Source organism: Phenylobacterium sp., assembly GCF_016793285.1.
GTDB lineage: Bacteria > Pseudomonadota > Alphaproteobacteria > Caulobacterales > Caulobacteraceae > Phenylobacterium.
The window spans coordinates 40,534-66,859 of sequence record NZ_JAEUMO010000064.1; the positions used below are offsets into that span (position 1 = coordinate 40,534).

Below are 26,326 nucleotides of genomic sequence, written 5' to 3' on the forward strand. Positions count from 1 at the left end.
GGGATCGGGGATTAGAGCGGCTGGCCGCAGGCGGTCTGGGGGAGGGCGAAACGCGGGTCCTTCAGGAAGCCGGCGTCGGTGAGGCTGTCGAGGAACGCGCTCAGGTCGGCGATCTCGGCGCCGGTCGGGGCGTTCGGGTCGGCGGCGGCGAAATGGCGGCGGATCGCGTCGCGCAGGCTGGCGGCCGAGCCGTCGTGCAGGTAGGGGCCGCTCACCGCGACATTGCGCAGTCCGGGCGTGCGGAAGCGGGCCGTGTCGGCCGGCCGGCCGCTGACCTCGGCGAGGCCCTTGTCGTCCGTCGCGGCCTGTCCGGCGAGCGCGTGGTGGGCGCTGTCGCTGAACGCCGGTCCGCTGTGGCAGGCGGCGCACTTCAGCCGTTCGCCCTCGAAGAGGGCCCAGCCGCGCCGGGCGCCGGCCGACATCGCGCTGGCGTCGCCCGCGACGCTGCGGTCGTAGGGCGTGTCGAAGGCCAGCATCGTGCGCTGGAAGGCGGCGAGCGCCCTGGCGACGGCGGCCATCCCGATCTCGCCGCCGGCTTCGGGGAACGCCTCGGCGAACATCCGGCGATAGCACGCGTCCTTGGCGAGGCGGCGGACCAGTTCGGCCTCCTGGCCCTTCATCCCCATCTCGACCGGCGTCTCGCCCAGCAGGGGGATCAGCATCTGGCGCTCGAGGTCCGTCGCGCGCGGGTCGGCCCAGGTCAGCGGGTTGAGGTAGCCGACGCCGGCCAGGCTCATGATGTTGCGCCGGCCGGGCACGCCATGCACGCCGGGCCGGGTGCGGTTGGTGTCGGTGAAGCCGTGCCGCTGCTCGTGGCAGGTGGCGCACGAGATGGTGCCGTCGACGGAGAGGTCGGCGTCGTAGAACAGCCGGCGGCCCAGCTCGACCTTCGCCGCGCTCATCGGGTTGTCGGCCGGGACCGGCGGCGGCGCGACGCCCGGCGGCAGGCGCCAGTCGAAGGGCTCGGGCGCGGCGGCAAGGCCGCCCAGCATCACGCCGGCCGCGACCGCACAGGCCGCCGCGCAGACACGGATCGCACCCCCGATCATCGGCTCAGGGATTGGCGGCGACCATGATCCCGATCTTCGGTTCGGCGTTGGCCGAGATCTGGATCAGGTATCGGCCGGGCTGCATCGGGAACTGGACCATCTTGCGCAGGGTCGTACAGGCCGGCCCGCGGCCGTGGGCGCTCGACACCAGCGCCTTGCCGTCGCGGACCACGTCGATCCAGGCGGCGGTGGAGAGCGCCACCGTGTAGGTCCCCGCCTTGCGGATATCGACGCTGAAGAGACCGCCGTGGCTGACGCTGCCGCCGGGCTTTTCGGGCCGAAGCGCGAACTTCACGTCGCCGGTGGACGGCAGGGCGGCGTCGGCGGCCTGTCCCACCTTCAGCGCGGCCTTGCCGGCGTCGGCGGCGCTGGCCGCCGCGGCGAGCGCCGCGGGATGCGTCCAGCCCGTCAGATGGGCCGGGATCGGCTTTGCGTCGGCGGGGCAGGCGGGCTCGGCGTCCTGCGCGGCGGCGGGCGCGGCGAGGGCGAGGACGAGGGCGATGGGAACGAGAACAAGGCGCATGGCGGCTCCGCGAAGCGAACGGCAGCCAGAATACATAACGCCCGCGCGCTACTCCACAGCCAGGATCACATGCGGCGCCTTCACGAGCGCGGTGACCTCGTCGCCGACGGCGAGGTCCAGGGCGTCGGCGCTGTCGAGGGTGACCGTGGCGACCAGGGTCTTGCCGCCGCCGATGTCGAGGCCGATCTCGCTGTTCACCGCCCCGTCCTCGCGCGCGGTCACCACGCCCGGGATCTGGTTGCGCGCCGAGGTGCGCAGGTTCTCGCCCTTGGCCAGGATCACGAAGCTGGCCTTGATGAGCGCGATGGCCGGCTTGCCCACCTCGAGCCCCAGATCCTCGATGCTCTGCCGCGTGAGGATCGCGGTGATCGAGACGCCGCCTTGTTCGCCGTTCGGGGCCAGGCTCAGCGTCACCTCGCCGTTCACCGCGCCCGGCGTGATGTCGCTAATGGTGCCGCGAAGGGCGTTACGCGCGCTGGTCCGCATGCCGAGACTCCAGAACAGGTCCGCCGCGGGTTCGCCGGAAAGGCTGGCGTCCAGCTTGGCCAGCGCCGCGTCCAGTTCCTCCTGCACCCGCCGGAAGGCGGTGACAACCGCCCGCCCGCGCGGTGTCACCAGGGCCGCGCCGCCGGCCCTGCCGCCGGGCGCGGCTTCGATGATCGGCGTGTCGAACAGGTTGTTGAGCGCCTGCACCACGTCCCAGGCGCCCTTGTAGGAGAGGCCGAGCTTCCTGGCCGCGGCGCTGATCGAGCCCAGCTCGGCCACCGCCTCGATGAGGGCTACCCGTTCGAGGCCGACGCGGGCCAGCGCGCCTCTCCGCAGGACCAGGGAGGCGCTCAGGTCGTCGGCCATGGTGGGGTCCTCCGCGGTCAGTACCTCGCGCGCAGGCTCAGATAGAACGAGCGGCCCGCCTCGGGGAAGCCGTCGGTGAGCTGGTAGTCCTGGTCGCCCAGGTTCTGCACCGCGGCGGTCACCGTGAAGTTGTCGCTGACGGCATAGTCGGCCGAGAGGTTCACGATGAGGTACGAGCCGGTCTTGTACCAGGCCAGCGGCGTCGTGGTGGTGACCGTCCAGCGCTGGTCGGCGTACTCGACGTTGGGCCGGATGGTCAGCTTCTCGATGGGCCGCCAGTTGGCGTAGGCGAACAGCTTCCAGTCCGGCACGCCCTGTGGCCGGAACGCCGCGTTGGTCGGGTCGGTCAGCTTGCGGTGCATGTAGGTGAGGTTGCCGCCGAGGTCGAAGGCGTCGTTGACCGCCACCGCCGCGCTGGCCTCGAACCCGTAGTACTCGCCGTCGGCCGCGTTCCTGGTCTGGTTGACGTTGCCGAAGCCCGGCACCGCGACCGGGATCTGGATCAGGGCGTTCTTCAGGTCGGAGTAGAAGACCGCGCCGGTCAGCTTCATGCCCGCGACCGGCTCCGCGTCGAGGCCGACCTCGACGTTGGTCGCGCGCTCTTCCTTGACGTCAGGGTTCGGGATCGCCGTGCCCATCCGCGAGCTGAAGCGCTCGAACACGGTCGGGAAGCGGGCCCGGCTGGAGACGCTGGCGTGCAGCCTGGTGGTGTCGTCCAGGCGGTAGAGCACCGCGGCCTGCGCGTTGAAGGCCTGGTTGTCCTCGAGCGGATAGTTCACCGGCAGGAAGCTGATGACCGAGTTGGCGATCGTCGTGCCGGTGACCAGCACGTTCACGTCGTTGGCGGTCTTCAGGTCGGTCCAGTCGTAGGAGGCGCCGACCACCACCTCGAGGGCGTCGGACAGGCTCGTCGAATACTCGCCGGCCACCGAGTAGGTGTACTCGTTGTTGGTCTGCCGCGGCTCGGAGTAGGGCGCGTTCGCCGACGGGTTGATGGGGGTCGGCGGCGTGCGGACGAAGCCGTCCTGCCGCTCGTGGTGGACGTCCTGGCGCGCGTAGAAGACCCCCTTCAGCCGGCTCGTGTCGCCGATCGACCAGTCGAGCTCGACGTTCCCGCCGGCCGCATGGTCGTTGTAGTAGCTGTCGAAGGCCCGTGGCAGCGTCTGGGTGCTCTGGGTGTTGGCGTCGAACGACGAGAGCAGGTTGTCGAAGGTGTTGCGGTAGAGCCGCGTCTTCAGGGTCAACTGGTCGGTGAGCCGGGTGCGGCTCAGGAACGCCAGGCTGTCGATGTCCCAGTAGGGCCAGCTCCAGAAGCGCGTGTTGGCGGTGTCGCGCACGCTGTAGGGCGCGTTCTTCTCGCCTTCGCTCCGGGTGTAGTTGATCGAGTATTCGTCGGTGTCGTTCGGCTGCCACCCGGCCTTCAGGTTGATCCGCCAGTCCTGCGACTGCGAGTTGCCCCGCGGGCCGCCGTCTTCGAGCGTCGTCGGCTTGAACTTCTTCGAGAGCGTGAAGTGGTCGCGGTCGTTGAAGGCGCCGGACGCCTGCCAGTAGAAGCCGTTCTCGAACCGGCCCCCCAGGCGGCCCGAGACCAGGAACGCCTCGTTCGCGACGCGGCGGTTGAAGAAGGACGCGACCTGCGCGTCGGCCTCGACCGGGCGGCTGGGCTTGACGGTGACCAGGTTGATCGCGCCGCCCAGCCCGCCGGGGCCGTCCAGCACCGAGACGTAGCCCTTCGACACCTGCACCTCGGCGAGGTCGGCGGTCAGGAAGCGGGCGAAGTCGATGCGGTTGTCGGCCGGCAGGAACACCCGCACGCCGTCGATCGACAGCGTGGTCTGGAAGCGGTCGAAGCCGCGCACGTAGACGAGGCGCTCGTTGCGCGAGCCGCCGGTGTTCGACGCGTTGGTCCCGGGCACGAGCGCCAGGGCCTGGTCGACCGTCTGCTTGTTGTACGTCCTGAGCGTCTCGCCGGTGACCACCGCGCCGCCGATGGTCTCGCCCGCGGCGGTCTTGGCCGTCACGACCAGCTCGCCCAGGGTGTAGACGTCGGCGTCCGCATCGGCCGCATGCGCCTGGGCCGCGCCGACCGCGAGTCCGGCCGTCGCCATCAAAAGAGTTCTGTAGATCATCCCCGACCTCGTTATGTATCTTCGCTACATAACGGCGCCTGGGCCGTTCCTCCAAGGCGCGAAATGAGGAATGAAGGGCTATGCCGACGTCCGCGCGCCGTTCCGTCCTGACCGCACTGGCCGTGGGCGCCGTGCTGGCGCTCTCGGCGACCGCGGCGGCCGCCGCCGAGGTGAAAGTCGCCGTGGCCGCCAACTTCACCGAGCCGGCGAGGGAGATCGCCGCGCGGTTCAAGGCCCGCACCGGTCACGATGCGATCCTAGGCTTCGGCTCCTCGGGCCAGTTCTTCGCCCAGATCGCCAACGGCGCGCCTTACGAGGTGTTCCTGTCGGCCGACGTCGAGCGGCCGCAGAAGGCCGAGGCCGACGGCTTAGCGGTGGCGGGCAGCCGCTTTACCTACGCCACCGGCCGGCTGGTCCTCTATTCCACGACGCGGGGTCTGGTGGACGCCAGCGGCGCGGTGCTGAAGACCGACCGGTTCCGCAAGCTCGCCATCGCCGATCCGAAGACCGCGCCGTATGGTCTGGCCGCCGTCGAGACGATGCGCCGGCTGGGCGTCGAGGCGAGGCTGAAACCCCGGCTGGTGCAGGGCGCGTCGATCGCCCAGGCCTACCAGTTCGTCGACACCGGCGCCGCCGAGCTGGGCTTCGTGGCGCTCTCGCAACTGGCGGGCGTGACCGGCGGCTCGCGCTGGGTCGTCCCCGCCGGCCTGCACACGCCGATCGACCAGCAGGCGGTGCTGCTGAAGACCGGCGCGAACAACGCGGCGGCCACGGCCTTCCTGGCGTTCCTGAGGGGCGCCGAGGCCAGGGCCGTCATCCGCCGCTACGGCTACGAGGTCCCCCGCAACCCGTGAGCGAGCTCCTGCCCGTCGTCTGGCTCACGCTCAAGCTGGCGGGCGTCACCACCGCGATCCTGCTGGTGATCGCGACGCCGCTGGCGTGGTGGCTGGCGCGCACGCGCGGCGCGGCGGGCCAGATCGTCGGCGCGGTGGTCGCGTTGCCCATCGTGCTGCCCCCGACGGTGCTGGGCTTCTACCTGCTGATCGCGCTCGGCCCGAACAGCCCGCTGATGGCGCCGCTGCAGGCGCTGGGCGTGCGCACGCTCGCCTTCACCTTCACCGGCCTCGTCATCGGCTCGCTGGTCTACTCGCTGCCGTTCGCGGTGCAGCCGCTCCGCAACGCCTTTGCGGCGGTGGGCGACGACAACATCGACGCGGCCGCCACCCTGGGCGCCAGCGGCCTGCAGACGTTCTTCCGCGTCGTCCTGCCGCTCTCTGCGCCGGGCTACGCGGTCGGCGCGATCCTGACCTTCGCCCACACGATCGGCGAGTTCGGGGTGGTGCTGATGATCGGCGGCGCGATCCCGGGCGTCACCAACGTGCTCTCCATCGAGATCTTCAAGTCGGTCGAGGCCCTGGAATGGGGGCGCGCCCACGTACTGGCGGCGCTGCTCACCGCGTTCGGCTTTGCGGTGGTCCTGGGCCTGCTGCGGCTGGAGCATCGGTTCTCGGTGGCGCCACTCAACGAGCGGTAGACTGCGGCTTCGCCGCGCTGCGATGAAATTCGGGCGATTCCGCGGCGGTGCGCCGCAGCACACCTCGCGCGCGACGCGAACGCGCACACCGCTCTTTAAGCCTTGAAATGACAGTTTCGGCAGGGCAGAGGGACTTCAAAGCCCGCCAGACAAAGCGTAGCGACTCGACGCATCCTATCGTGTCAGGTCGGTCCGGCTTTGGGACCCTCTGTCGGACGCCTCTTCAGCCCCTATCCCTCAGGGCCTTGCATGATCTCTTCGCTCTTCGGCGCCATCTCGAACGATATCGCCATCGACCTCGGCACCGCGAACACGCTGATCTACATGAAGGGCAAGGGCATCGTGCTCAACGAGCCCTCGGTGGTGGCGCTGCGCAACGTCGGCGGCCGCAAGGTGGTCCACGCCGTCGGCATCGAGGCCAAGCAGATGCTGGGCCGCACGCCGGGGCACATGGAAGCGATCCGCCCGATGCGCGACGGCGTCATCGCCGACTTCGAAGTCGCCGAGGAGATGATCAAGTACTTCATCCGCAAGGTTCACAACCGCAAGGGCTTCGTGAACCCGAAGGTGATCGTGTGCGTGCCCTCCGGCGCGACCGCCGTGGAACGCCGCGCCATCAACGATTCCTGCCTCAATGCCGGCGGCCGCCGCGTGGGCCTGATCGACGAGCCGATGGCCGCGGCGATCGGGGCCGGCCTGCCGATCCACGAGCCCACCGGCTCGATGGTGGTCGACATCGGCGGCGGCACCACCGAGGTGGCCGTGCTCTCGCTGTCGGGCATCGTCTATTCGCGCTCGGTCCGCGTCGGCGGCGACAAGATGGACGAGGCGATCATCAGCTACATGCGCCGCAACCATAACCTCCTGATCGGCGAGACCACGGCCGAGCGGATCAAGAAGGAGATCGGCACCGCCCGCGCCCCGGCCGACGGCGAGGGCCTGTCCATCGAGGTCAAGGGCCGCGATCTGATGCAGGGGGTGCCGCGGGAAGTCCGCATCAGCGAGAAGCAGGCCTCTGACGCCCTGTCGGAGCCGGTCGGCCAGATCGTCGACGCGGTGAAGATGGCGCTGGAAGCCACGCCGCCGGAGCTCGCCTCCGACATCGCCGACAAGGGCATCATGCTGACCGGCGGCGGCGCGCTGCTGCGTGGCCTCGACGCCGAGATCCGCGACCACACCGGCCTGCCGGTGACCGTGGCCGACGACCCGCTCTCCTGCGTGGCGCTGGGCTGCGGCAAGGTGCTCGAGCATCCGAAGTGGATGAAGGGCGTCCTCGAAAGCACGCTGGCGTAAATTCACTGCGCGTCGGGGGGCGCTTAGGGGCGACTGTCTAGATGTCCTTGAGGGACAACCCGCTCGGCGAACTCAGGGTCCCGCTCACGTGGACCGCGGGGATCGTGTTCGTGGTCGTGCTGATCGCGTCCGTCGCGATCCTGCTCTCCGACCGGCGCGAGGCGTTCGACACCGACGAGTACGGCAACCCGCGGACCATGACCGACAAGGTGATGGCGCCGGTGGGCGACGCGCTCTCCACGCCGGGCCGGCTGACGGGGCAGGGCGTCGAGGGCGTTCGCGGCTACTTCTTCGCCGTCTCCGAGAACCGCCGCCTTAAGGCCGAGTTGGAGAACGCCCGCCAGTGGCGCGACGTGGCGATCGCGCTGCGCGACACCAACGAGCGCTACCGCCAGATCCTGGGCCTGAAGACGGACCCGCCGATCCCGATGGCGACGGCGCGCATCGTCACCGACAGCCGCGGTCCCTTCGCCAACTCGCGCCTGGCCAACGTCGGCCGCGAGGCCGGCGTGCATCCCGGCAACCCGGTGATGAGCGAGAACGGACTGGTCGGGCGCGTGGTCGGGGTGACGGACGGCGCGAGCCGCGTGCTGATGCTGACCGACGTGGCCTCGCGCACGCCGGTGATGATCGACCGCACCAATGCGCGGGCCATCCTGACCGGCGACGGCGGCCCCAACCCCAAGCTCGACTACCTGCGCGGCGTGAACGCGGTGAAGAGCGGCGACCGCGTGCTGACCTCCGGCGACGGCGGCGTCTTCCCGCGCGGCCTGCCGGTGGGCGTGGCGGTGAAGGGGCTCGACGGCCGCTGGCGTGTGGTGCTGGCCTCGGACAAGGCCGCGGTCGACTATGTCCGCATCCTGCTCTTCGAGGACTTCACGCAGATCGTGAACCGCGCCGCGCTCGACAAGGCGCAGGTGCCGCCGCCCACGCCCGGGGCCTCGACGCTGCCGCCGCCGGCGCCGCCCGCGCCGAAGCTCCAGGCGCCCGCCGCCGCGACGTCGGCCCCCCCGCCGCCGGCCGCCGCGACGTCGACCCCGCCGCCCAGGACGGCGACGCCGCCCGCGAAGGCCGCGGCGACGCCGGCGCCGAAGGCTCCGGTCGCGAAGGCTCCGGCCACGAAGACGCCGGCGCCCAAGGCCAGGGCGGAACCCGAATGACCGCCGGCGGCGCCCGGCCGCTCGCGCCCTGGCGCTGGCTGGGGCTGCCGATGCTGGCGGTGATGGCGGCGACGATCCTGTTCGCGCTGCCCATGCGCTTCTACGGCTACGGCCTGCCCGAGCCGATCTTCGCCCTGCCGGTGGCCTTCGCCTGGGCGGTGATCCGGCCGTCGATGCTGGGGCCCGTGTGCGTGATGCTGTTGGGCCTCTTCCTCGACCTCTTGTGGGGCGCGCCGACCGGCTTCTGGGCCGTCTGCTTGCTGCTGCCCTACGGGATCGTCCTGGGCGGCCGCACCATGCTGCAGGGCCAGAGCCAACTGATGATGATCATCTGGTACGCCGCCGCCACGATACTGACGATCGGCGCGGGCTACCTGCTCACCATGCTCGACACCCAGAGCTCGCCCGACCCGCTGTCGGTGTTCTGGCAATTCCTCGCCACGATCGTGCTCTATCCTTTCGCCAACCAGCTCATCGAGCGCTTCGAAGACGCCGACGTGAGGTTCCGCTAGCCAGATGACGCAGCCCGCCATCTTCTTCGAGGAAGTGAACGAGCGGCAGGGCGTGTTCCACCGCCGCGCGATCCTGTTGGGCGCCTTCGCGGGCCTTGGCCTGGCCGGCATGGGCTCGCGGCTCGCCTACCTCCAGCTCCTCGAGACGCGGCGCTACGAGAAGCTCGCCACCTCGAACCAGTTCAACTTCAAGCTCATGCCCGCGCCGCGCGGGCTGATCGTCGACCGCAACGGCGCGATCCTGGCCGCCAACCGCCCGAACTTCCGGCTGCTGGTCCACCGCGACAAGGACCTCGACACCGAGGCCACGCTGAAGCACCTGGCCGACTACGTCCCCCTGGACGAGACCCGCCAGCGGCGCCTGCTGAAGGACATCAACGCCGCCCCGAAGCGCGCGCCGGTCCAGGTGATCGAGGACATGAGCTGGGAGCAGTTCAGCGCGATCAAGCTGCGCGGTCCCGAACTCCCCGGCGTGACGGCCGACATGGGCGAGGTGCGGGTCTATCCGCACGGCGGGGCGTTCGCCCACGTGATCGGCTATGTGGCCAAAGTGAACAAGGAGGACGTCGACGAGGCCGGTCCCGACCGCGATCCGATCATGCTCCACCCCAGCTTCCGGGTCGGCAAGCAGGGCGTCGAGAAGGCGCTCGACGTCCCGCTGCGCGGCAAGGCCGGCGCCAAGAAGGTCGAGGTCGACGCCAACGGCCGCGAGGTCCGCGAGGATCCCGAAGGCGACATCCCCGCCACGCCCGGCGCCGAGGTGCAGCTCACCCTCGACGTCGACGTCCAGAACCGCGCGCTCGACGTGTTCGGCGAGGAGAGCGGCGGCGCCGTGATGATGGACTGCCGCACCGGCGACATCCTCTGCATGACGTCCGCGCCGTCGTTCGACGCCAACCGCTTCGTGCGCGGCCTGACGGGGCCCGAGTACCGGTCGCTGACCGCCTACGAGCGCAAGCCGCTGCTCGACAAGTGCCTGTCCGGCCTCTACCCGCCCGGCTCCACCTTCAAGACCATGACGGCGCTGGCCATCCTGATGGCCGGGATCGACCCCGACGAGACGGTCGGCTGCGGTGGCGGAATGCACTTCGGCGGCCGCTTCTTCCACTGCCACAAGCGCGGCGGGCACGGCTCGCAGAACCTGAACGACGCCATCAAGAACTCCTGCGACACCTACTTCTACTCGATGTCGCTGCGCGTCGGTCCCGACCGGATCGCCCAGGCGGCCCGCGCCTTCGGCCTGGGCCAGACCTTCGACATCGGCATTCCCGGCCAGAAGAAGGGCATCGTCCCGGACCGCGAGTGGAAGAAGCGCTACTTCAAGAAGAACAAGGAGATGCAGCCCTGGTGGCCGGGTGAGAACCTGTCCTACGCCATCGGGCAGGGCTATCTGCAGGTGAACGCGCTGCAGCTCGCGGTGATGACCGCGCGGCTGGCCAACGGGCAGAAGGCGCTGAACCCGCGGCTGATCCGATCGATCGGCGGCCAGGAGCTGGCGCGGGGCTCGGACGTGGCCGACCTGCCGTTCCCGCGCGAGCACATCGACCGCGTCCGCGCCGGCATGGCGGCGGTGACGGAGGTCGGCGGCACCGCCTGGCGGGCCAGCCAGCTCGGCCTGGGCGACGTGACCATGGCCGGCAAGACCGGCACGGCGCAGGTGCGCAACTACGACAGCGGCGGCTCGCGCGGGAAGGGTGGGGTCTGGCATCTGCGCGACCACGGCCTCTTCGTCGCATTCGCGCCGACCGATGCGCCGCGCTATGCCCTGGCCGTGATCGTGCAGCACGGCATGGGCGGATCGACCGCCGCGGCGCCGCGGGCCCGCGAGATCATGCGCACCGCGCTGCTCAAGGACCCCGAGATCGTGGCGCGCGTCCAGAAGCCGCTGCCGATGCCCGAACTGACGCCCGACCGGGAACTCGATATCGTCCCGGAAGTCTCCAACGTCGAGCGGCCGGCCTGAGCAGGATGACGCAACCCGCCATCTTCTTCGAGGAGGTCAACGAGCGGCAGGGCGTGTTCCACCGCCGCGCGATCCTCATGGGCGCCTTCGCGGGCCTCGGCGTGGGCGCGCTCGGGGCGCGGCTCGCCTACCTGCAGCTCTTCGAGACCCAGCGCTACGAGAAGCTGGCGACCTCCAACCAGTTCAACTTCAAGCTCATGCCGGCGCCGCGCGGCATCATCGTCGACCGCAACGGCGCGATCCTGGCGGCCAACCGCCCGAACTTCCGGCTGATGGTGGCGCGGGACAAGGGGATGGACCCCGAGGCGACCCTGCACACCCTGGCCGAATACGTGCCCCTCGACGAGGCCCGCCAGCGGCGGCTGCTGAAGGACATCAATTCCGCGCCCAAACGCGCGCCGGTGCAGGTCATGGAAGACATGAGCTGGGAACAGTTCAGCGCCATCAACGTCCGCGCGCCCGAGCTGCCGGGCGTCACCGCCGACATGGGCGAGGTGCGGGTCTATCCGCACGGCGGCGCCTTCGCCCATGTGATCGGCTACGTGGCCAAGGTGAACAAGGAGGACGTGGAGAAGGCCGGGCCGAACCCCGACCCGATCATGCTCCACCCCAGCTTCCGCATCGGCAAGCAGGGGGTCGAAAAGGCCTTCGACCTGGCTCTGCGCGGCCGGGCGGGCGCGAAGAAGGTCGAGGTCGACGCCAACGGCCGAGAGGTCCGCGAGGACGCCAAGGGGGACATCCCGGCGACGCCCGGCAAGGTGATCGAACTCACCCTCGACGCCGACGTGCAGTTGCGCGCCGAGGAGGTGTTCGGCGAGGAGAGCGGCGCGGCCGTGGTCATGGACGTGCGCAACGGCGACCTCCTCTGCCTGTTCTCGGGCCCGAGCTTCGACGCCAACCGCTTCGTCCGCGGCCTGACCGGCGTCGAGTATCGCGGGCTCGCGCAGTACGACCACAAGCCGCTGTTCAACAAGGCGCTGACGGCGACCTATCCGCCGGGCTCGACCTTCAAGACCATGGTGGCGCTGTCGGCCCTCGAGCATGGCTACGACCCCAAGACGGTCCACGTCTGCACGGGCCACTGGTATTTCGGGCGGATGTGGAAGTGCGACGCCGTCCACGGCGCGCAGGACCTGCACCACGCGGTCGCCACCTCGTGCGACATCTATTTCTACCAGACCGCCCTGTGGCTCGGCCCCGACCGCATCGCCGAGACGGCGCGCAAGTTCGGCCTGGGCGAGATCTTCGACATCGGCATCCCGGGCCAGAAGAAGGGCCTGGTGCCCGACACCGCCTACAAGAAGCGCCGCTTCCCCAAGGACCCGAAATGGCACCCCGGCGAGACGCCGAGCATGGGCATCGGCCAGGGCTACACCAACCTGAACCCGCTGCAGCTCTGCGTGATGACCGCGCGCATCGCCAACGGCCAGAAGTCGCTGCACCCGCGGCTGATCCGCTCCATCGGCGGCGTCGAGCAGAAGTCGGGCGCGGCCTGGGGCGACCTGCCGGTCAACAAGGACAACCTCCACTTCGTGCGCGAGGCCATGGCCGCCGTGACCACCATCGGCACCGCCGCCCGCGTGGCCGACCTGGGGCTGGGCGACGTCAAGATGGCCGGCAAGACGGGAACGGCGCAGGCCTACTCCTATGGCTCCGGCCGCGGCGTCCATGGGACGGCCGGCGCGTGGAAGCTGCGCGACCACGCCTGGTTCGTGGCCTTCGCCCCCTATGACGCCCCGCGCTATGCGATCAGCGTGCTGGTGGAGCACGGCGGCTTCGGCGCGGCGGCGGCGGCGCCGCGTGCGCGGGAGATCATGCGCACGGTCCTGCTGAAGGACCCCGAGGTCATGAAGCGCGTCGTGCGGCCCGCGCCGATGCCCGACCTCCCGCCCGAGATGCAGAACCAGCCCGACGCGGCCGACGGGATCGTCACCGCCCACGCGCCGACAGGAAAGCCCGCATGACCGTCTCGGCCCTCACGCGCCCCGGCGAACGCGACCGCCTGATCGTCAAGCTCAGCGAGATCGACTGGCTGTTCGTGCTCGTGCTCAGCCTGATCGCCGGCGCCGGCGCCCTGATGCTGTTCTCGATGGCGGGCTCGTCGTGGATGCCGTGGGCCGCGGCGCACCTCGGCCGCTTCACGCTGCTGCTGCTGGTGATGATCGTGCTGGCGGTGATCGACCTTCGGGTCTGGTTCGCCATCGCCTATCCGCTCTACGGCCTGGGCCTGCTGCTGCTGATCGCCGTGGAGGCGGTGGGCGACGTGCGCCTGGGCGCCCAGCGGTGGCTCGCCATCGGCTCGTTCAGCTTCCAGCCGTCCGAGGTCATGAAGCTGGGCATCGTGCTGGCGCTCGCGCGCCTCTACCACGGCGTCCCGGCCCAGCGGGCGCGGCTCTCGTGGTGGCTGTTCGTCCCGGCGACGATGATCGCGCTGCCCGTGCTGCTGGTGGCCCACCAGCCCGACCTCGGCACCGCCATGCTGATCGCGCTCACCGGCGCGGCGATCGTTGTGCTGGCCGGCCTGTCCTGGCGGCTGATCGCGATCTTCTCGGCGACCGCCATCGCCGCCGTGGTGCCGATGATCACCTTCGTGCTGCACGACTATCAGCGCGAGCGGATCTTCACCTTCCTGAACCCCGAGAGCGACCCCTCCGGTTCGGGCTACCACATCCTGCAGTCGATGATCGCGCTCGGCTCCGGCGGCTTGCTCGGCAAGGGCTATGGCCTCGGATCCCAGAGCCAGCTCAACTTCCTGCCCGAGAAACAGACCGACTTCGCCTTCGCCGCGCTGGCCGAGGAGTTCGGCTTCCTGGGCTGCGTCTCGATCCTGGCGCTCTACGCCGCGGTGATCTTCATGGCGCTGCGCACAGCCTACCTCAGCCACAGCCACTTCGGCCGCCTGGCGGCCTCGGGCGCCACCGCCACCTTCACGCTCTACGTGCTCATCAACGGCGCGATGGTGATGGGTCTGGCCCCGGTGGTCGGCGTGCCGATGCCGCTGCTCAGCTACGGCGGCACGGTCATGGTGACGGTGATGGCGGGCTTCGGCCTCGTCCAGTGCGTCCGCGTCCACCGCTACGCCGAAGTCACCAGCGGCAAGGGCAGCTTCGTGTGATTTGACGCGCATCACGCATCTGATGCATGATGCGCCATGCGCACGACGCTTTCGATAGATGACGACGTCCTGGAGGCCGCCCGTTTCATGGCGGAGGTCCAGAAGCGATCCCTGGGCGAGGTCGTGTCCGATCTGGTGCGTCGGGCCCTGGATCCACCGGCAGACCCCACACCGCACTATCGAAACGGCATTCTGCTCCTGCCTCGACGGGACGGGCCTCCGACGACTCTCGAAATGATCAGGCAGATCGACGAAGAGACGCCGTGATCCACCTGCTGGACGTCAGCGTGCTGATCGCGTTGCTCGACACGCGGCATGTCCAGCATGAAAACGCGCACCGGTGGTTCGCGGAGAGGGGGCGTCGAGGCTTTGCGACGTGCCCGATCGTTGAGAATGGGGCGCTCAGGATACTCGGTAATCCGCGCTATGCGGGGTCGCCGGGATCTCCTGCGGCGGTCATTCCGTCTCTGAATTCGCTCCGTGCGATCGGGGACCACAGTTTCTGGCCCGACGAGCTCAGCCTGCTCGACAGCCCACATGTCGACGCGGCCAAACTCGGCGCCGCTGGACAGGTGACGGACACCTATCTGCTGGCCCTGGCCGTTTCACGGGGCGGGCGCCTTGCTACACTTGATCGAAAGCTCGGAACGGGCGCGGTGGTCGGCGGCGCTGCCGCACTGGACGTCATCGCCTAGAACATTCGGCTTACCGACCCCGGATCTACCAAGCGCCGAATGCCCTGGCGGCGGGTGCGCCGGCTCAGAAGGGTTCGAAGCAGTCGTAGTTGCGTTGGCGGCGGATCTTGTCGCCCTTGAACTCGAAGAAGACGGCGAAGCGGGCCTTCATGGCGTCGCCGGGCTTCAGCGTGCGGAGCGGCACGGCGAGCACGCCGCGCCACAGCACCTCGCAGGCGACCGTATCGCCCGCTTCGACCAGGGTGACGATCTCGTAGCTCTCGGAGCTGAGCACGCCCCGGCCCCGGACGTCGGCCGCGCGCAGGTCGGCCACGGTGCGCCGCGCGCCGGCCGGGACCAGCGCGTTCGGGAACTCCTCCTGCACCGCGTCGTCGGCGAAGAAGGCGAGCGAGTCCGCCCGACCCTCGATGGCCTTGAGATAGGCGCGAACGATTGCGGCGCGGCTCATCCGCTCAGACGTTCAGCGCCTGGTCGGTGGCCCGCACCAGGGCGTCGACGATACCCGGCTCGGTCGAAGCGTGGCCGGCGTCCCAGACCACCTCGAACCGCGCGGCCGGCCAGGCCTGCCTCAGCCTCCAGGCGCTCTCCATCGGCGTCACCACGTCGAAGCGGCCCTGGACGATCCAGCCGGGGATGCGGGCGATGCGGTGGATGTTCTCCAGGATCCAGTTCGGGCTGTCGAAGAAGCCGCCGTTGGCGAAGAAGTGGCATTCGATCCGCGCGAACGCGATCGCGAAGTCGATCTCGTTGAACTTCGAGGGCCTGGCCTCCGGCCCCCGGATCGAGATGGTGTCGCCCTCCCACTGGCTCCAGGCGGCCGCCGCCTCGGCCTGCACGCGCCGGTCGGGATGGGTGAGGCGCTTGTGGTAGGCGGCGATCATGTCGCCGCGCTCGGCCGGCGGGATCGGGGCGCAGAAGCGGGCCCAGGCGTCGGGGAACAGGAACGAGGCGCCGTCCTGGTAGAACCAGCGCAGCTCGCGCTCGGTCAGCAGGAAGATGCCGCGCAGGACGAGGCCGGTGACCCGCTCCGGATGGCGGATCGCGTAGGCCAGCGCCAGGGTGGAGCCCCACGAGCCGCCGAACACGGCCCATTTCTCGACGCCCAGGTGTTCGCGCAGCCGCTCGATGTCGTCGATCAGGCTCCAGGTGGTGTTGTCGTCCAGGCTGGCGTTGGGCCGGCTCCTGCCGCAGCCGCGCTGGTCGAACAGCGCCATCCGCCATTTCGCCGGGTCGAAGAACCGCCGCATCGTCGGGTTGATCGCCCCGCCCGGGCCGCCGTGCAGGATCACGCAGGGTTTGCCGCCGGGATTGCCGCATTCCTCGTAGAACACCTCGTGCGGGCCGCCGGTCGACAGGTAGCCGCTGGCGAACGGTTCGTTGTCGGGAAACAGGCCGCGCCGGTGCTGCGTGCCGGCCACGGCGGGCGGCGGGGTGTTTCTTTCCATGCGCCCTTCTACTTCGGGAAGCGCCTGTCCAGCCAGTCCAGCATCAGGCGGTTCACTTCGTCCGGCTTCTCCTGCTGTGTCCAGTGGCCGGAGCCCTTCACCAGTTTGGTCTCCAGGTCGCCGATGAAGGCGGGCATGTGCTCGGCGGCGGACGGCGGCAGCACCGCGTCCAGCTCCGCCGTGATCATCAGGCAGGGAATGCCGTCGATCCGGCCGGGCAGCGTCGCCGACCGCTCCCAGTTGCGGGTGAAGTTCCGATACCAGCTCACCGGGCCGAAGAAGCCGCCGTCGCGGAAGGCGTCGGCGAAGACCGCCAGCTCGTCGGGGCTGAGCAGCCGCTCGCGCGCGTCGGACGACGGGTCCCACATCTTCAGCAGGTCGCGGAAGGCGAAGGTCGATCCCGAGGCGGACGGCGGCGGGTCCGCCGGCGCGGCGGCGGGTTTGCGCATGAAGAAGTCCATGGTCCACGTCGTATCCGCGCCGAGCACGGCCTCGGGCTCGTCGGGGTTCTGGAACCAGACGATGTACATGTCGGGGCCGAAGCGGGCCCGCATTCCGGCGATCGGGTCGGACGGCCCGCGCGGCATGAAGGGCGTGTTGAGGCCGATGACGCCCGCCACCCGCCCGGGGTGGATCAGCGGCATCTGCCAGACCACCAGGCCGCCCCAGTCGTGGCCGCAGAAGACCGCCTTCTCGACGCCCAGGTGGTCGAGCAGGGCCGCCATGTCGCCGGTCAGGTGGTCGATGTCGTAATCCGGCACCTTCCCGGGCTTGCCGGACAGGCCGTAGCCGCGCTGGTCCGGCGCGATCACCCAGCGGCCGGCGTCGCCCAGCGCCTTGATCTGATGCCGCCACGAGAACGCCAACTCGGGGAAGCCGTGGCTGAGGACGATCGGCACGCCCTCGCGAGGGCCGGCCTCGTAGTAGCCGATCTCCACACCGTTCAGGCGCGCCCGCTTTGGCGGCGGCATCATCGTCTCGAGCGCACCCATCCCCGTCCCTCCGAGCTTTTCTAGGTTTCCCACATCCCGACTTAGCCAGTAAGCGCATAGGCGCCGTGACGTCCGCCAACGAGTCTCCCGCCGAAGCGCAGCGCCAGCCGCCGCCCACGCCGTGGGGCCTCGTCGTCCTCCTGGGTTCGCTGACGGCCATGGGGCCGCTGGCCATCGACATGTACCTGCCCAGCTTGCCGGCCATCGCCGCGGGGCTGAAGGCCGATCCCTCGCAGGCGCAGGCGACGGTCGCCGCCTTCCTCGCCGGCATGGCCGTGGGCCAGCCGTTCTACGGCCCCTGGTCCGACCGGACCGGCCGGCGCGCCCCGATCGTCCTGGGCGTGGCGATCTTCATCGTCGCCTCGGCCGCCTGCGCGATGGCGACGTCGATGGAGATGCTGCTGGCGGCGCGCTTCGCGCAGGCGCTGGGCGCCTGTTCGGGCGGCGTGGTCGCGCGCGCCGTGATCCGCGACCGCTTCGACCACACCGAAACCGCCCGGATGCTCAGCCTGATGATGCTCATCATGGGGCTGGCGCCGATCCTCGCGCCCATCCTGGGCAGCGTGCTGCTCGGCTTCGGCGGCTGGCAATCCAACTTCTGGTTCATGACCGCCGTCGGCGTGGCGCTGCTGGCGGCCGCCGTCTTCCGGATGCCGGAGTCCCGCTCGGAGGCGACCGCCCTGCAGGCGTCCCGGGAGAACCCGCTGCAGTCCTACGCCGCGCTGCTGAAGCAACCGCGGCTGATCGGCTATGCGCTGGCCGGCGCGCTGAACGGCGCGACGCTCTTCACCTACATTTCCACCTCGCCGGGCCTGATCATGGGCGCCTACGGCCACTCGCCGGGGGTCTATCCCTGGATCTTCGGCGCCAACGCCCTGGGCGTGATCGGGGCGGGGCAGGTGAACCGCGTGGTCCTGCGCTACACGACGCCGGATGCGGTCCTGCGTCGCGCGAGCCTCGTCGCGGTGGGGTTCGCGGTGGCCATGACCCTCGCCGCGCTCAGCGGGGTGGGCGGGCAGTGGACCGTGCTGCCGCTGCTCTTCCTGCTGCTCTCCAGCTACGGCTTCATGCAGGGCAACACCATGGCGGGCGCGCTCAACGTGGACCCGCTCCGGGCCGGCGCGATCTCGGCGCTGATGGGCACGCTGTCGTTCGCCACCGGCGCGGTCGCCTCGGGCCTCGCGGCGGCGCTGCACGACGGCTCGGCCCGCTCGATGGCCCTGGTGATGCTGGTGGCGCTGCTGGGCTCGGCGGCCAGCCTGCGGCTGCTGGCGCTGCGTCAGCCCTAGGACGTCGCCGCGCGGGAGGCGCGGCGTGCTAGGGGTCCACCCCGCGCGCCGCCCAGGCCAGGGTCGCCCAGCCGGCCAGGAACAGGAGACCGCCGACGGGCGTGACCATCCCGATCCACCGCGGCGCGCCCAGCGCCAGGGCGTAGAGCGAGCCCGAGAACAGCACCACGCCCGACAGGAAGAACCCCGGCGCGAACCGCGCCCGCCGCGCGCCCACCTGCATGAAGGTGGCGCTCGCGAACGTGGCCATCGAGTGCATGAATCCGTAGTTCGCCCCAGTCCGCAGCAGGTCCGCCGAGCGCGGGTCCTGTACCCCGTGCGCCGCGAACGCCCCCACCGCCACGGCTACGAAGCCGCCGAGGGCGCCCAGCGTCATCCAGTTCCGCCGTGTCCAGAACCCCATCAGCCCCACACCTGCGGGCGCCGGCCGGCCCAGGGGGCCTCCTTCTCGAGCTGCGCGGCGAGCCGGAAGAGGGTGGCTTCATCGGCGTAGCGGGCGGTGAACATCATGCCGACGGGGAGGCCGTTCGCGTCCGTCTCCAGCGGCAGGCTCATCGAGGGCTGGCCGGAGTAGTTGAACGGCGGCGTGAAGGGGAAGACGCGGCCCTGCCGGCGGTTCACCTCCTTGGGCTCCAGGTTCACCGGGTCGATGTGGCCGATCCGCGGCAGCGGCGTGCCCAGCACCGGCGTCAGGTAGACGTCGACGTCCTCGAAGAAGCCCAGCACCTGGCGCACCAGCATCCGGGTGTCCTGCAGCGAACGCATCACGTCGGCGCCGGTCTGGCGGCGGCCGGCCTTCAGCGAGGCCCAGGTCAGCGGCTCCAGCTCGTCCGGCTCGGGCTCGCGGCCCACCTCGTCGATCAGGCGCTGCATGCCGGCCGCGAAGTTCGCCGCCGCCGCCGCGCCACGCGAGGCGTAGAGGGCGCGGTAGTCGACGCCCAGGCCCTTCTCGACCACGTCGTGGCCCAGGCCCTTCAGCAGCGCCGCGGTGCGTTCCAGGGCGGCCTGGATCTCGGGGTCGATCGGCCGGCCCGACGGCGTCTCCGACGACCAGGCGATCCTGAGCTTGCCGGGACTGCGCGCGATCTCCTCGACGTAGGGCCGCTCCTTCGGCGGGGCCGGGTAGGGCGAGGCCGGCTCGGGCACGCCGGTCACGTCCAGCATCGCGGCGCTGTCGCGCACAGTGCGCGTGACCACGTGATCCACCACGTTGCCCATCGTGTAGTCGTAGCCGTCGGGCAGGTTCGGGTTGCGGTCGCGGGTGACCTTCAGGCCGACCAGGCCGCAGCACGCCGCCGGGATGCGGATCGAGCCCAGGCCGTCGCTCGCATGCGCCAGCGGCACGATGCCCGCCGCCACCGCGCTCGCCGATCCGCCCGAAGAGCCGCCGGCGATGTGGTCCGGGTTCCAGGGGTTGCGGCACGGTCCGAGCCGCGCGCTCTCGGTCGTGCCGGTGATGCCGTACTCGGGCGTGTTGGTCTTGCCGAGCGGGATGATCCCCGAGCTGCGGTAGCGCCGCATCAGTCCGGTGTCCTCGGCGTCGACCAGGTTGCCGAACCGGCTGCCGTGGCTGCGCGGCCATCCGGCGACCGAGATGCCCAGGTCCTTGATCAGGAACGGAACGCCGGTGAAGGGGCCGTCGGGCAGGGGGCCCCGGGCCTGCTTGCGCGCATCCTCGTAGCCTTCGTAGACGATGGCGTTCAGGGTCGGGTTGTGGCGCTCGGCCCGCGCGATCGCGGCCTCAACCAGCTCGGCGGGCGTGACCTGCCCGGTCTTCACCAGCTCGGCCAGGCCCAGGCCGTCATAGTTCGAGTAGTCGTCCATCAGCGGGCTCCGGCGGTGAGAAAGGCCATCTTCTCGACAGGGGTGAGGTCGCGAACCTGCTGCTTCAAGGCGCCGAATGCGCCCTCGGCGGCGTCCAGCGCGCCGTCGATGTCGGCTTCCGTCATGGCCGCACACAGGAACATGTTGTGCCAGGGATGCACGTAGACGCCGCGGTTCAGCATCTCGGACGAGAAACAGAAGCCCTTGCGCAGGTCCGGGTCGTCGTCGAACAGGAACAGCGGCATGACGCCGGGTCCCGTCTGGCGGAAGCCGAAGCCCGCCGCCCTGGCTCGCTGGGCAAGGCCGCTCCGCAGGCGCTCGCCCAGGCCCGTGATCCGCTCCAGGTAGTCGGTCTCGCGGATGAGCCGCAGCGTCTCCAGCGCCGCCGCCATGGTCGCCGCCTGGTACCAGAACGACCCGGTGACGTAGATCGAGCTCGCCGCCTTCCGCGCCTTGTCGTTCCCCAGCATCACCGACAGCGGGTGCCCGTTGGCCACGCACTTGCCCCATGACGACAGGTCCGGCCGCACGCCCAGCCGCTCCCACGAGCAGTCGCGCGAGAGGCGGAAGCCCGCCCGCACCTCGTCCACCACCAGCAGCGCGCCGGTGGCGTCGGCCAGCTCGCGCGCGCGGCGCGCATAGGCGGGGTCCGGGTCGGCCTGGTCGATGAAGGCGTCGTGCTTGAAGGGTGCGGCGAAGATCGCGGCGAGGTCGTCGCCCGCCTCGGCCACGGCCGCCTCCAGGCTGGCCACGTCGTTGTAGTCGTAGAGGATCTGGTGGGCCCGGTCGCTCTCGATGACCCCCGACGGCCGCGGCACGCACCAAGGCGCCGCTCCGTGATAGGCGCCCTTGGCCCGCACCACCGTCCGGCGCTTCGTGTGCGCCCGAGCGGTGGTCAGCGCCATGGTCGTGGCGTCCGTCCCGTTCTTGCAGAAGATCGCCCAGTCGGCGTGGCTGACCATGGAGACCAGCGCCTCGGCCAGCTCCACCATCAGCCCCGTCGGTCCCGTCAGCGTGTCGCCCAGCCCGAGCTGCCGCACGAAGGCCGCGTCGATCTCGGGGTTGGCGTAGCCGAACAGGTTCGGCCCGTAGGCGCACATGAAGTCGAGGTAGCGGTTGCCGTCGGCGTCCCAGATGTGGGCGCCTTCGCCGCGCTGGAAGAACTGCGGATAGTCGTCGGGCAGCAGGCCCACCGCCTGGTGGCCGAACATCCCGCCCGGGATCACCGCAGCGGCGCGCTCGCGCAGTTCCCGGTCGCGGCTGTTGGCGCGGCTCATGACGGCCTCCCTGATCGCTGTTCAGGCACCTTACCGCTTCTCCCCCGTCACGGGAAAGGAAGGAGGGGCCGCGACTCCCTGTACGCCTCGCTCCCATGTCCTTGCCGGTCCGCCTCGGGCTCTTCTATTCGGCGATCTTCGCCGGGACCGGCGCGAGTTCGCCGTACATGCCGGTGTGGTTCGCCGAGCGGGGGCTCAGCGGCGCGCAGATCGGGCTGATCCTGTCGCTGCCGATGCTGGCGCGGGCGTTCACCGCGCCGCTCCTGGCGGTCTGGGCCGACAGCTTCCGGCTTCGCCGCACCGCGCTGATCTTCATGAGCCTGGGCGTCGCCGCCGCCTACGCCCTGATGGCGCTGCCGCTGGGCTTCGCGGGGTGGGCGGTGGTCTGGTTCGCCGCGTCGTCGGCCCTGTCGACGGTCTCGCCGCTCACCGACGTGCTGGTGCTCAATCGCGCGCGGACCGACGGCTTCAATTACGGCTGGCCGCGCGGCATCGGCTCGGTCGCCTTCATCGTCGCCAACGTCACCCTGGGCGCGGTCCTCACCTGGGGCTCGCCCGAGCTGGTGCTGGTCTGGATCACGGCGGCCGCCTCGTTGACCGCGCTGGCCGCGCGCTACCTGCTCCCGCCCGACCCGGTACACGAGGAGGGCGTCCTGCCCGGCCGCGCCGCCGACCGCTTCGCGGGCCTCGGCGACCTGCTGCGCGACCCGGCCTTCATGACCGCGGCGCTGGCCTGCGGCCTCATCCAGTCGGGCCACGCCTTCTACTACAGCTTCTCGACCCTCACCTGGAAGCAGCAGGGGATCCCGGAGAGCCTGACGGGCGTCCTCTGGGGCGTCGGCGTCGCGGCCGAGGTCGCGTTCCTGTGGTGGATGGAGCCGTGGCGCCGGCGCATCGGACCGCGGAACCTGCTGATGCTGGGCGGCGTGGCTGCGCTCGTCCGCTGGACCGCCTACGCTTTCGCCCCGCCGCTGTGGCTGGTCTTCCTGCTGCAGGTCCTGCACGTCTTCAGCTACGCGGCCACCTTCATCGCCTCGCTGCAACTGGTCGAACGCCTCTCGACGCCCCGCAACGCCTCGGCCGCGCAGGCGCTGAACTCGGCGCTCTCGGGCGGCGTGCTCGCCGGTGTCGCCACCATGGCCTCGGGTCCGCTCTTCGACCGCTACGGCGCGCAGGGCTACCTCCTGATGACCGCCATGTGCCTCGCCGGCCTCATCGGCGCGGTCAGGCTCTACGGCGTGCGCCGGCTCGATCCCGCGTAGGCGACGCCCGCCGCGGTTCGACCATGCGGGCTTTCCGTGGAATCCGTGGTTCAATCCAGCCGCGCGCGCGGCGCACCGGAGGAAGCGCCATGGCCATCCCGAAGCTGTTCGGCTGCGTCTGCGGCCAGTTCCACAGCCCGGGCGAGGCGCTGGGCATGACGCCGGGCACGCAGGTCGCCGTGCCGATCCCGTTCTATGTGATCGACCACCCCGACGGCGTGGCGCTGTTCGACTGCGGCCTGCCGAACGGGATGACCGACCGCGACGAGGCCTACCTGACCCGCCTGCGCGCCGGCGGTTCCGACGTGACCCTGACGGACGACGAGACCGTCGACGTCCACCTGAGGCGCCTCGACATCGACCCCGACCGCGTCCGCTACGTGGTCCTGAGCCACCTGCACTTCGACCACGCCGGCGGGCTGCACAACGTCCCCAACGCCAGGCTCGTGGTGCAGCGGCGCGAGTGGGAGGCCGGCTTCGACCGCGAGCTGGCGCACCGCTACTTCCTGCCCAGGCGCTACTTCGACCTCGGCCATCAGGTGCAGCTCGTGGACGGCGAGCACGACCTGTTCGGCGACGGCGCGGTCACGCTCCACCCCAGCCCCGGCCATACGCCCGGCCACCAGTCGGCGCGCGTCCGCAGCACCGAGGGCGACCACATCCTGGTGGGCGACGCCTGCTACAACTGCGGCGTCGCCGAGAGCCGCATCTTCCCCGAGTTCGCCGACCACGCGGCGATGAACCGCTCGCTGGACGCGCTGCTGGCCATGCGCGATCCCGGTACGGTCATGGTCTGGGGCCACGACGTCGACCAGTGGCGCGACAAACCCGTTTTGCCGCGGGTTCGGGCCTGACGTGGCGGCAGACTTGCGGGGCGCCTGACCGCGGCGCCAAGTACGCGGCCGGAGGAGATCCGTATGCGTGCATTGAACGTCTCCGCCCCGTGGGGGCTGGACGCCATCCAGGTGGTGGAGAAGCCCGACCCGACGCCCGGCCCCGGCCAGGTGCTGGTGCGGATGAAGGCGGTGTCGCTGAACTACCGCGACCTCCTGATGGTGAACGGCATGCACGGCCGCGCCCCGGCGCAGACGACCGACGTGATCACGCCCTTCTCCGACGGGTGTGGCTATGTCGAGGCGGTGGGCGAGGGCGTCACCCGCTTCAAGGCGGGCGACCGGGTGGCGACGCTGTTCTTCCAGGGCTGGATCTCGGGCCCGCCGAGCCTCGAGAAGGTGGTCACGGCGCTGGGCTTCCCGATCCCGGGCGCGGGCGCCGAACTCCAGACCTTCTCGGAACACGGCCTGTCGAAGGTCCCGGAATTCCTGAGCGACAATGAGGTGGCGACGCTGCCCTGCGCCGCGCTCACCGCCTGGCGCGGCCTCTTCTACGACGCCCGGCTGGAGCCCGGCGACACGGTGGTGCTGCAGGGGACCGGCGGCGTGTCGATCTTCGGCCTGCAGTTCGCCCACGCCGCCGGCCTGCGCACGCTGATCACCTCGTCGTCCGACGCCAAGCTGGAGCGGGCGAAGGAGCTCGGGGCCGACCATGTCGTGAACTACAGGGCGACGCCGGCCTGGTCGGGCCCGGTCCGCGAGGCCACCCACGGCCGCGGCGCCGACTTCATCATGGAGGTGGGTGGCGGCGGCACGATCCAGGAGAGCATGCGCGCCGTCCGGATCGGCGGGCACATCGCCGTCATCGGCGTCGTCGCCGGCGCGGGCGATCCCTTCAACCCCGCGGCGCTGATCGGCAACTCGGCGAAGCTTCAGGGCCTGTCGGTCGGCTCCCGCGACATGTTCGAGTCCATGTGCCGGATGATGGATCTGAAGAAGATCTTCCCGGTCGTCGACAAGACCTTCCCGTTCACCGAAGCCAAGGCAGCTTTCTCCGCCATGGCCGCCGGGGAGCACTTCGGGAAGATCGTGCTGGAATTCTGAGCCTTCGAGGAGAACGCCCATGCCGCGCCTGCGCCAGGTTTCGCGCGCCGAGACCAAGTCCGAGCACGTCCTGAAGACCTACGACCTGCTGTTCGGCGACCGCGATCCGGTGAAGGAGCCGGGCACGGCCACGGGCACCCGCGGCGACTGGTGGACCGTGTTCGCCCTCGTGCCCGACATCCTGGAGCACGCCACCCGCGGCTTCGCCCTCTACCGCAACCCCGAGCGCAAGCTGGACCCGCAGCTTCGCGAGCTGGGTCAGACCCGCGTCGGCTGGGTGAAGGGCAGCCAGTTCGTCTTCTCGCAGCACTGCAAGTCGATGCGGGGCCTGAAGATGTCCGAGGAGAAGATCGCCGCGGTGCCCGACTGGCAGGTCGCCGACTGCTTCGACGACAGGGAGCGCGCGGTGCTGGCCTATGCCGATTCCCTCGCCGCCGGCGGGCGCACGCCGCAGGGCGTCTTCGACAAGCTCCGGACCTTCCTCTCCGACGAAGAGATCATGGAGTTCACCTACATCACCTGCCTGTACGACATGCATGCGGTGATGAGTAAGGCGCTGCGCCTGGAGTTCGACGACCGCGACGACCCGATCGTCGAGGTGCCCGCGCCGAAGGACTTCTCCGCCCGCGACTTCCTGGACACCGGCCGGCGCTAGACTAGTGTCGGGACACTAGGCCTTCGGCAGGAACAGCATCGCGCCCTGCCAGATCGCGAGGCCGACGACCAGGAAGCCGACGATCCAGGTGAGCGCACGCAGCGGCATCACCTTGGTCATCCAGCCGGCGATCGGCGCTGCGACCACGCCGCCCGCGATCAGGCCCGCGACCGACCAGACGAGGCCGCCCAGGCCCTCGGTGTCCCAGTGGCCGGTCAGCAGCGCCGCGAGGAACGCCGCCGAGGTCGCCATGGCCACGAACATTTCGGCGGTGTTGGTCGTGCCGATCGCCTTGCGCGGGTCGGCGCCGGCGCCCATCAGCGACGAGGTCACCACCGGGCCCCAGCCGCCGCCGCCGATGGCGTCGAAGAAGCCGCCGACCAGCCCGAGCGGGAAGGGCGAGCGCCAGGAGAAGACCTTCGGCCGCGTCTGCCGCCAGGCGCGGTAGAGGATCACCAGCCCCATCAGGCCCAGCCAGCCCACGACGTAGGGCTTGACGGCGTCGCCGGGGACCGAGGTGAGGACGTAGGTCCCGACCACCCCGCCCAGAACGCCGCCGCCGGACAGCAGCGCCAGCAGCTTCCAGTCGATGTTGCGGTAGGCGATGTGCGACAGCCCGGACGCCAGGCCGGTGAACACCTTGGCCGCATGCACGCTGGCCGAGGCGTTGGCGGGCGTGACGCCGGCGCTCAGCAGCACCGACGTCGAGATCACGCCGTAGGCCATGCCCAGGGCGCCGTCGACGAGCTGGGCGGCGAAGCCCACCGCCGCGAACAGCCAGAAGTCGGGACTCATCGCACCCCCCGTCCGATGGCCTGCG

Annotated in this window: 26 protein-coding genes; 15 read left to right on the plus strand and 11 right to left on the minus strand. The window is 70.5% G+C overall.

Annotated elements, in window-relative coordinates; genetic code table 11:
* Positions 1-11 precede the first annotated feature (11 nt).
* From JNL41_RS06585 to JNL41_RS06600, 4 genes are read right to left on the minus strand one after another with little or no spacing between them, the layout of a single operon-like run.
* Positions 12-1,049: a cytochrome c peroxidase gene (locus JNL41_RS06585; protein WP_293473481.1), complete on the minus strand. Its 1,038-nt coding sequence runs from the start codon at positions 1,047-1,049 to the stop codon at positions 12-14.
* A gap of 4 nt (positions 1,050-1,053) precedes the next feature.
* The gene (locus JNL41_RS06590) at positions 1,054-1,572 is read right to left on the minus strand and encodes a homogentisate 1,2-dioxygenase (RefSeq protein ID WP_293473482.1); all 519 of its coding nucleotides are present in this window, start codon (positions 1,570-1,572) and stop codon (positions 1,054-1,056) included.
* A gap of 48 nt (positions 1,573-1,620) precedes the next feature.
* The gene (locus JNL41_RS06595; RefSeq protein ID WP_293473483.1) at positions 1,621-2,424 is read right to left on the minus strand and encodes a TOBE domain-containing protein; all 804 of its coding nucleotides are present in this window, start codon (positions 2,422-2,424) and stop codon (positions 1,621-1,623) included.
* Between the two features lie 17 nt (positions 2,425-2,441).
* The gene (locus tag JNL41_RS06600; protein WP_293473484.1) at positions 2,442-4,532 is read right to left on the minus strand and encodes a TonB-dependent receptor; all 2,091 of its coding nucleotides are present in this window, start codon (positions 4,530-4,532) and stop codon (positions 2,442-2,444) included.
* A 101-nt stretch (positions 4,533-4,633) separates the two neighbouring features.
* Between JNL41_RS06600 and modA the strand changes: the two genes are divergently transcribed.
* The 10 genes from modA (at position 4,634) to JNL41_RS06650 (ending at position 14,825) form a co-directional block, all read left to right on the plus strand.
* Entirely contained in the window at positions 4,634-5,407 is a 774-nt protein-coding gene (modA, locus tag JNL41_RS06605; RefSeq protein WP_293473485.1) for a molybdate ABC transporter substrate-binding protein, read from the plus strand.
* Positions 5,404-6,087: a molybdate ABC transporter permease subunit gene (gene modB, locus JNL41_RS06610; protein ID WP_293473486.1), complete on the plus strand. Its 684-nt coding sequence runs from the start codon at positions 5,404-5,406 to the stop codon at positions 6,085-6,087. The genes modA and modB overlap by 4 nt, the downstream gene beginning before the upstream one ends.
* Positions 6,088-6,336: 249 nt before the next feature.
* The gene (locus tag JNL41_RS06615) at positions 6,337-7,380 is read left to right on the plus strand and encodes a rod shape-determining protein (protein ID WP_012522835.1); all 1,044 of its coding nucleotides are present in this window, start codon (positions 6,337-6,339) and stop codon (positions 7,378-7,380) included.
* Positions 7,381-7,421: 41 nt separating this feature from the next.
* Positions 7,422-8,540, plus strand: coding sequence for a rod shape-determining protein MreC (gene mreC, locus JNL41_RS06620; RefSeq protein ID WP_293473487.1), 1,119 nt, complete (start codon positions 7,422-7,424; stop codon positions 8,538-8,540).
* Positions 8,537-9,052, plus strand: a complete 516-nt coding sequence (locus tag JNL41_RS06625; RefSeq protein WP_293473488.1) for a hypothetical protein — start codon at positions 8,537-8,539, stop codon at positions 9,050-9,052. The genes mreC and JNL41_RS06625 overlap by 4 nt, the downstream gene beginning before the upstream one ends.
* Positions 9,053-9,056: 4 nt before the next feature.
* Positions 9,057-11,015 (plus strand): penicillin-binding protein 2, encoded by a 1,959-nt coding sequence (gene mrdA / locus JNL41_RS06630; protein WP_293473489.1) that lies wholly within the window; start codon positions 9,057-9,059, stop codon positions 11,013-11,015.
* 5 nt (positions 11,016-11,020) lie between these two features.
* The gene (mrdA, locus tag JNL41_RS06635; protein ID WP_293473490.1) at positions 11,021-12,979 is read left to right on the plus strand and encodes a penicillin-binding protein 2; all 1,959 of its coding nucleotides are present in this window, start codon (positions 11,021-11,023) and stop codon (positions 12,977-12,979) included.
* Complete coding sequence (rodA, locus tag JNL41_RS06640) at positions 12,976-14,130, plus strand: rod shape-determining protein RodA (RefSeq protein WP_293473491.1); 1,155 nt, start codon at positions 12,976-12,978, stop codon at positions 14,128-14,130. Before mrdA (JNL41_RS06635) ends, rodA begins: the two co-directional genes overlap by 4 nt.
* A gap of 36 nt (positions 14,131-14,166) precedes the next feature.
* Positions 14,167-14,397 (plus strand): CopG family transcriptional regulator, encoded by a 231-nt coding sequence (locus JNL41_RS06645; RefSeq protein ID WP_293473492.1) that lies wholly within the window; start codon positions 14,167-14,169, stop codon positions 14,395-14,397.
* Positions 14,394-14,825 carry a TA system VapC family ribonuclease toxin gene (locus JNL41_RS06650; RefSeq protein ID WP_293473493.1) on the plus strand — a complete coding sequence of 144 codons (432 nt, stop codon included), beginning with the start codon at positions 14,394-14,396 and terminating at the stop codon, positions 14,823-14,825. The genes JNL41_RS06645 and JNL41_RS06650 overlap by 4 nt, the downstream gene beginning before the upstream one ends.
* Before the next feature lie 64 nt (positions 14,826-14,889).
* Here JNL41_RS06650 and JNL41_RS06655 read toward each other — a convergent pair whose 3' ends face one another.
* The 3 genes from JNL41_RS06655 to JNL41_RS06665 are packed head-to-tail and all read right to left on the minus strand — an operon-like array spanning position 14,890 to position 17,262.
* Positions 14,890-15,273, minus strand: a complete 384-nt coding sequence (locus JNL41_RS06655) for a nuclear transport factor 2 family protein (RefSeq protein ID WP_293473494.1) — start codon at positions 15,271-15,273, stop codon at positions 14,890-14,892.
* Between the two features lie 4 nt (positions 15,274-15,277).
* Entirely contained in the window at positions 15,278-16,270 is a 993-nt protein-coding gene (pip, locus tag JNL41_RS06660) for a prolyl aminopeptidase (RefSeq protein WP_293473495.1), read from the minus strand.
* Between the two features lie 8 nt (positions 16,271-16,278).
* Positions 16,279-17,262, minus strand: coding sequence for an alpha/beta hydrolase (locus JNL41_RS06665; RefSeq protein ID WP_293473496.1), 984 nt, complete (start codon positions 17,260-17,262; stop codon positions 16,279-16,281).
* Between the two features lie 65 nt (positions 17,263-17,327).
* Between JNL41_RS06665 and JNL41_RS06670 the strand changes: the two genes are divergently transcribed.
* Complete coding sequence (locus JNL41_RS06670) at positions 17,328-18,551, plus strand: multidrug effflux MFS transporter (RefSeq protein ID WP_293473497.1); 1,224 nt, start codon at positions 17,328-17,330, stop codon at positions 18,549-18,551.
* Between the two features lie 28 nt (positions 18,552-18,579).
* Here the strand turns inward: JNL41_RS06670 and JNL41_RS06675 are convergent, their stop codons facing one another.
* The 3 genes from JNL41_RS06675 to JNL41_RS06685 are packed head-to-tail and all read right to left on the minus strand — an operon-like array spanning position 18,580 to position 21,652.
* On the minus strand, positions 18,580-18,954 hold the full coding sequence (locus JNL41_RS06675) for a DUF423 domain-containing protein (RefSeq protein ID WP_293473498.1): 375 nt from the start codon (positions 18,952-18,954) through the stop codon (positions 18,580-18,582).
* Positions 18,954-20,375, minus strand: a complete 1,422-nt coding sequence (locus JNL41_RS06680) for an amidase family protein (RefSeq protein ID WP_293473499.1) — start codon at positions 20,373-20,375, stop codon at positions 18,954-18,956. Before JNL41_RS06680 ends, JNL41_RS06675 begins: the two co-directional genes overlap by 1 nt.
* A complete protein-coding gene (locus tag JNL41_RS06685) occupies positions 20,375-21,652 on the minus strand; it encodes an aminotransferase class III-fold pyridoxal phosphate-dependent enzyme (protein ID WP_293473500.1) in 1,278 nt (425 codons plus the stop codon). The genes JNL41_RS06680 and JNL41_RS06685 overlap by 1 nt, the downstream gene beginning before the upstream one ends.
* Before the next feature lie 95 nt (positions 21,653-21,747).
* Here JNL41_RS06685 and JNL41_RS06690 point away from each other — a divergent pair, with 95 nt between their 5' ends.
* The 4 genes from JNL41_RS06690 (at position 21,748) to JNL41_RS06705 (ending at position 25,506) form a co-directional block, all read left to right on the plus strand.
* On the plus strand, positions 21,748-22,914 hold the full coding sequence (locus JNL41_RS06690; RefSeq protein WP_293473501.1) for an MFS transporter: 1,167 nt from the start codon (positions 21,748-21,750) through the stop codon (positions 22,912-22,914).
* Between the two features lie 89 nt (positions 22,915-23,003).
* Positions 23,004-23,768, plus strand: coding sequence for an N-acyl homoserine lactonase family protein (locus JNL41_RS06695; RefSeq protein ID WP_293473502.1), 765 nt, complete (start codon positions 23,004-23,006; stop codon positions 23,766-23,768).
* A gap of 63 nt (positions 23,769-23,831) precedes the next feature.
* Positions 23,832-24,851: an NAD(P)-dependent alcohol dehydrogenase gene (locus JNL41_RS06700; RefSeq protein ID WP_293473503.1), complete on the plus strand. Its 1,020-nt coding sequence runs from the start codon at positions 23,832-23,834 to the stop codon at positions 24,849-24,851.
* Positions 24,852-24,870: 19 nt separating this feature from the next.
* Positions 24,871-25,506: a carboxymuconolactone decarboxylase family protein gene (locus JNL41_RS06705; protein WP_293473504.1), complete on the plus strand. Its 636-nt coding sequence runs from the start codon at positions 24,871-24,873 to the stop codon at positions 25,504-25,506.
* A gap of 15 nt (positions 25,507-25,521) precedes the next feature.
* Here JNL41_RS06705 and JNL41_RS06710 read toward each other — a convergent pair whose 3' ends face one another.
* Positions 25,522-26,301, minus strand: coding sequence for a sulfite exporter TauE/SafE family protein (locus JNL41_RS06710; protein ID WP_293473505.1), 780 nt, complete (start codon positions 26,299-26,301; stop codon positions 25,522-25,524).
* Positions 26,302-26,326 lie beyond the last annotated feature (25 nt).

Bases quoted from the DNA above. Each gene is read 5' to 3' on its own strand.
- JNL41_RS06585 (WP_293473481.1), bottom strand. From the start codon at position 1,049: ATGATCGGGGGTGCGATCCGTGTCTGCGCGGCGGCCTGTGCGGTCGCG.
- JNL41_RS06590 (WP_293473482.1), bottom strand. From the start codon at position 1,572: ATGCGCCTTGTTCTCGTTCCCATCGCCCTCGTCCTCGCCCTCGCCGCG.
- JNL41_RS06595 (WP_293473483.1), bottom strand. From the start codon at position 2,424: ATGGCCGACGACCTGAGCGCCTCCCTGGTCCTGCGGAGAGGCGCGCTG.
- JNL41_RS06600 (WP_293473484.1), bottom strand. From the start codon at position 4,532: ATGGCGACGGCCGGACTCGCGGTCGGCGCGGCCCAGGCGCATGCGGCC.
- modA (WP_293473485.1), top strand. From the start codon at position 4,634: ATGCCGACGTCCGCGCGCCGTTCCGTCCTGACCGCACTGGCCGTGGGC.
- JNL41_RS06615 (WP_012522835.1), top strand. From the start codon at position 6,337: ATGATCTCTTCGCTCTTCGGCGCCATCTCGAACGATATCGCCATCGAC.
- mreC (WP_293473487.1), top strand. From the start codon at position 7,422: ATGTCCTTGAGGGACAACCCGCTCGGCGAACTCAGGGTCCCGCTCACG.
- JNL41_RS06625 (WP_293473488.1), top strand. From the start codon at position 8,537: ATGACCGCCGGCGGCGCCCGGCCGCTCGCGCCCTGGCGCTGGCTGGGG.
- mrdA (WP_293473489.1), top strand. From the start codon at position 9,057: ATGACGCAGCCCGCCATCTTCTTCGAGGAAGTGAACGAGCGGCAGGGC.
- mrdA (WP_293473490.1), top strand. From the start codon at position 11,021: ATGACGCAACCCGCCATCTTCTTCGAGGAGGTCAACGAGCGGCAGGGC.
- rodA (WP_293473491.1), top strand. From the start codon at position 12,976: ATGACCGTCTCGGCCCTCACGCGCCCCGGCGAACGCGACCGCCTGATC.
- JNL41_RS06645 (WP_293473492.1), top strand. From the start codon at position 14,167: ATGCGCACGACGCTTTCGATAGATGACGACGTCCTGGAGGCCGCCCGT.
- JNL41_RS06655 (WP_293473494.1), bottom strand. From the start codon at position 15,273: ATGAGCCGCGCCGCAATCGTTCGCGCCTATCTCAAGGCCATCGAGGGT.
- pip (WP_293473495.1), bottom strand. From the start codon at position 16,270: ATGGAAAGAAACACCCCGCCGCCCGCCGTGGCCGGCACGCAGCACCGG.
- JNL41_RS06665 (WP_293473496.1), bottom strand. From the start codon at position 17,262: ATGGGTGCGCTCGAGACGATGATGCCGCCGCCAAAGCGGGCGCGCCTG.
- JNL41_RS06675 (WP_293473498.1), bottom strand. From the start codon at position 18,954: ATGGGGTTCTGGACACGGCGGAACTGGATGACGCTGGGCGCCCTCGGC.
- JNL41_RS06680 (WP_293473499.1), bottom strand. From the start codon at position 20,375: ATGGACGACTACTCGAACTATGACGGCCTGGGCCTGGCCGAGCTGGTG.
- JNL41_RS06685 (WP_293473500.1), bottom strand. From the start codon at position 21,652: ATGAGCCGCGCCAACAGCCGCGACCGGGAACTGCGCGAGCGCGCCGCT.
- JNL41_RS06690 (WP_293473501.1), top strand. From the start codon at position 21,748: ATGTCCTTGCCGGTCCGCCTCGGGCTCTTCTATTCGGCGATCTTCGCC.
- JNL41_RS06695 (WP_293473502.1), top strand. From the start codon at position 23,004: ATGGCCATCCCGAAGCTGTTCGGCTGCGTCTGCGGCCAGTTCCACAGC.
- JNL41_RS06700 (WP_293473503.1), top strand. From the start codon at position 23,832: ATGCGTGCATTGAACGTCTCCGCCCCGTGGGGGCTGGACGCCATCCAG.
- JNL41_RS06705 (WP_293473504.1), top strand. From the start codon at position 24,871: ATGCCGCGCCTGCGCCAGGTTTCGCGCGCCGAGACCAAGTCCGAGCAC.
- JNL41_RS06710 (WP_293473505.1), bottom strand. From the start codon at position 26,301: ATGAGTCCCGACTTCTGGCTGTTCGCGGCGGTGGGCTTCGCCGCCCAG.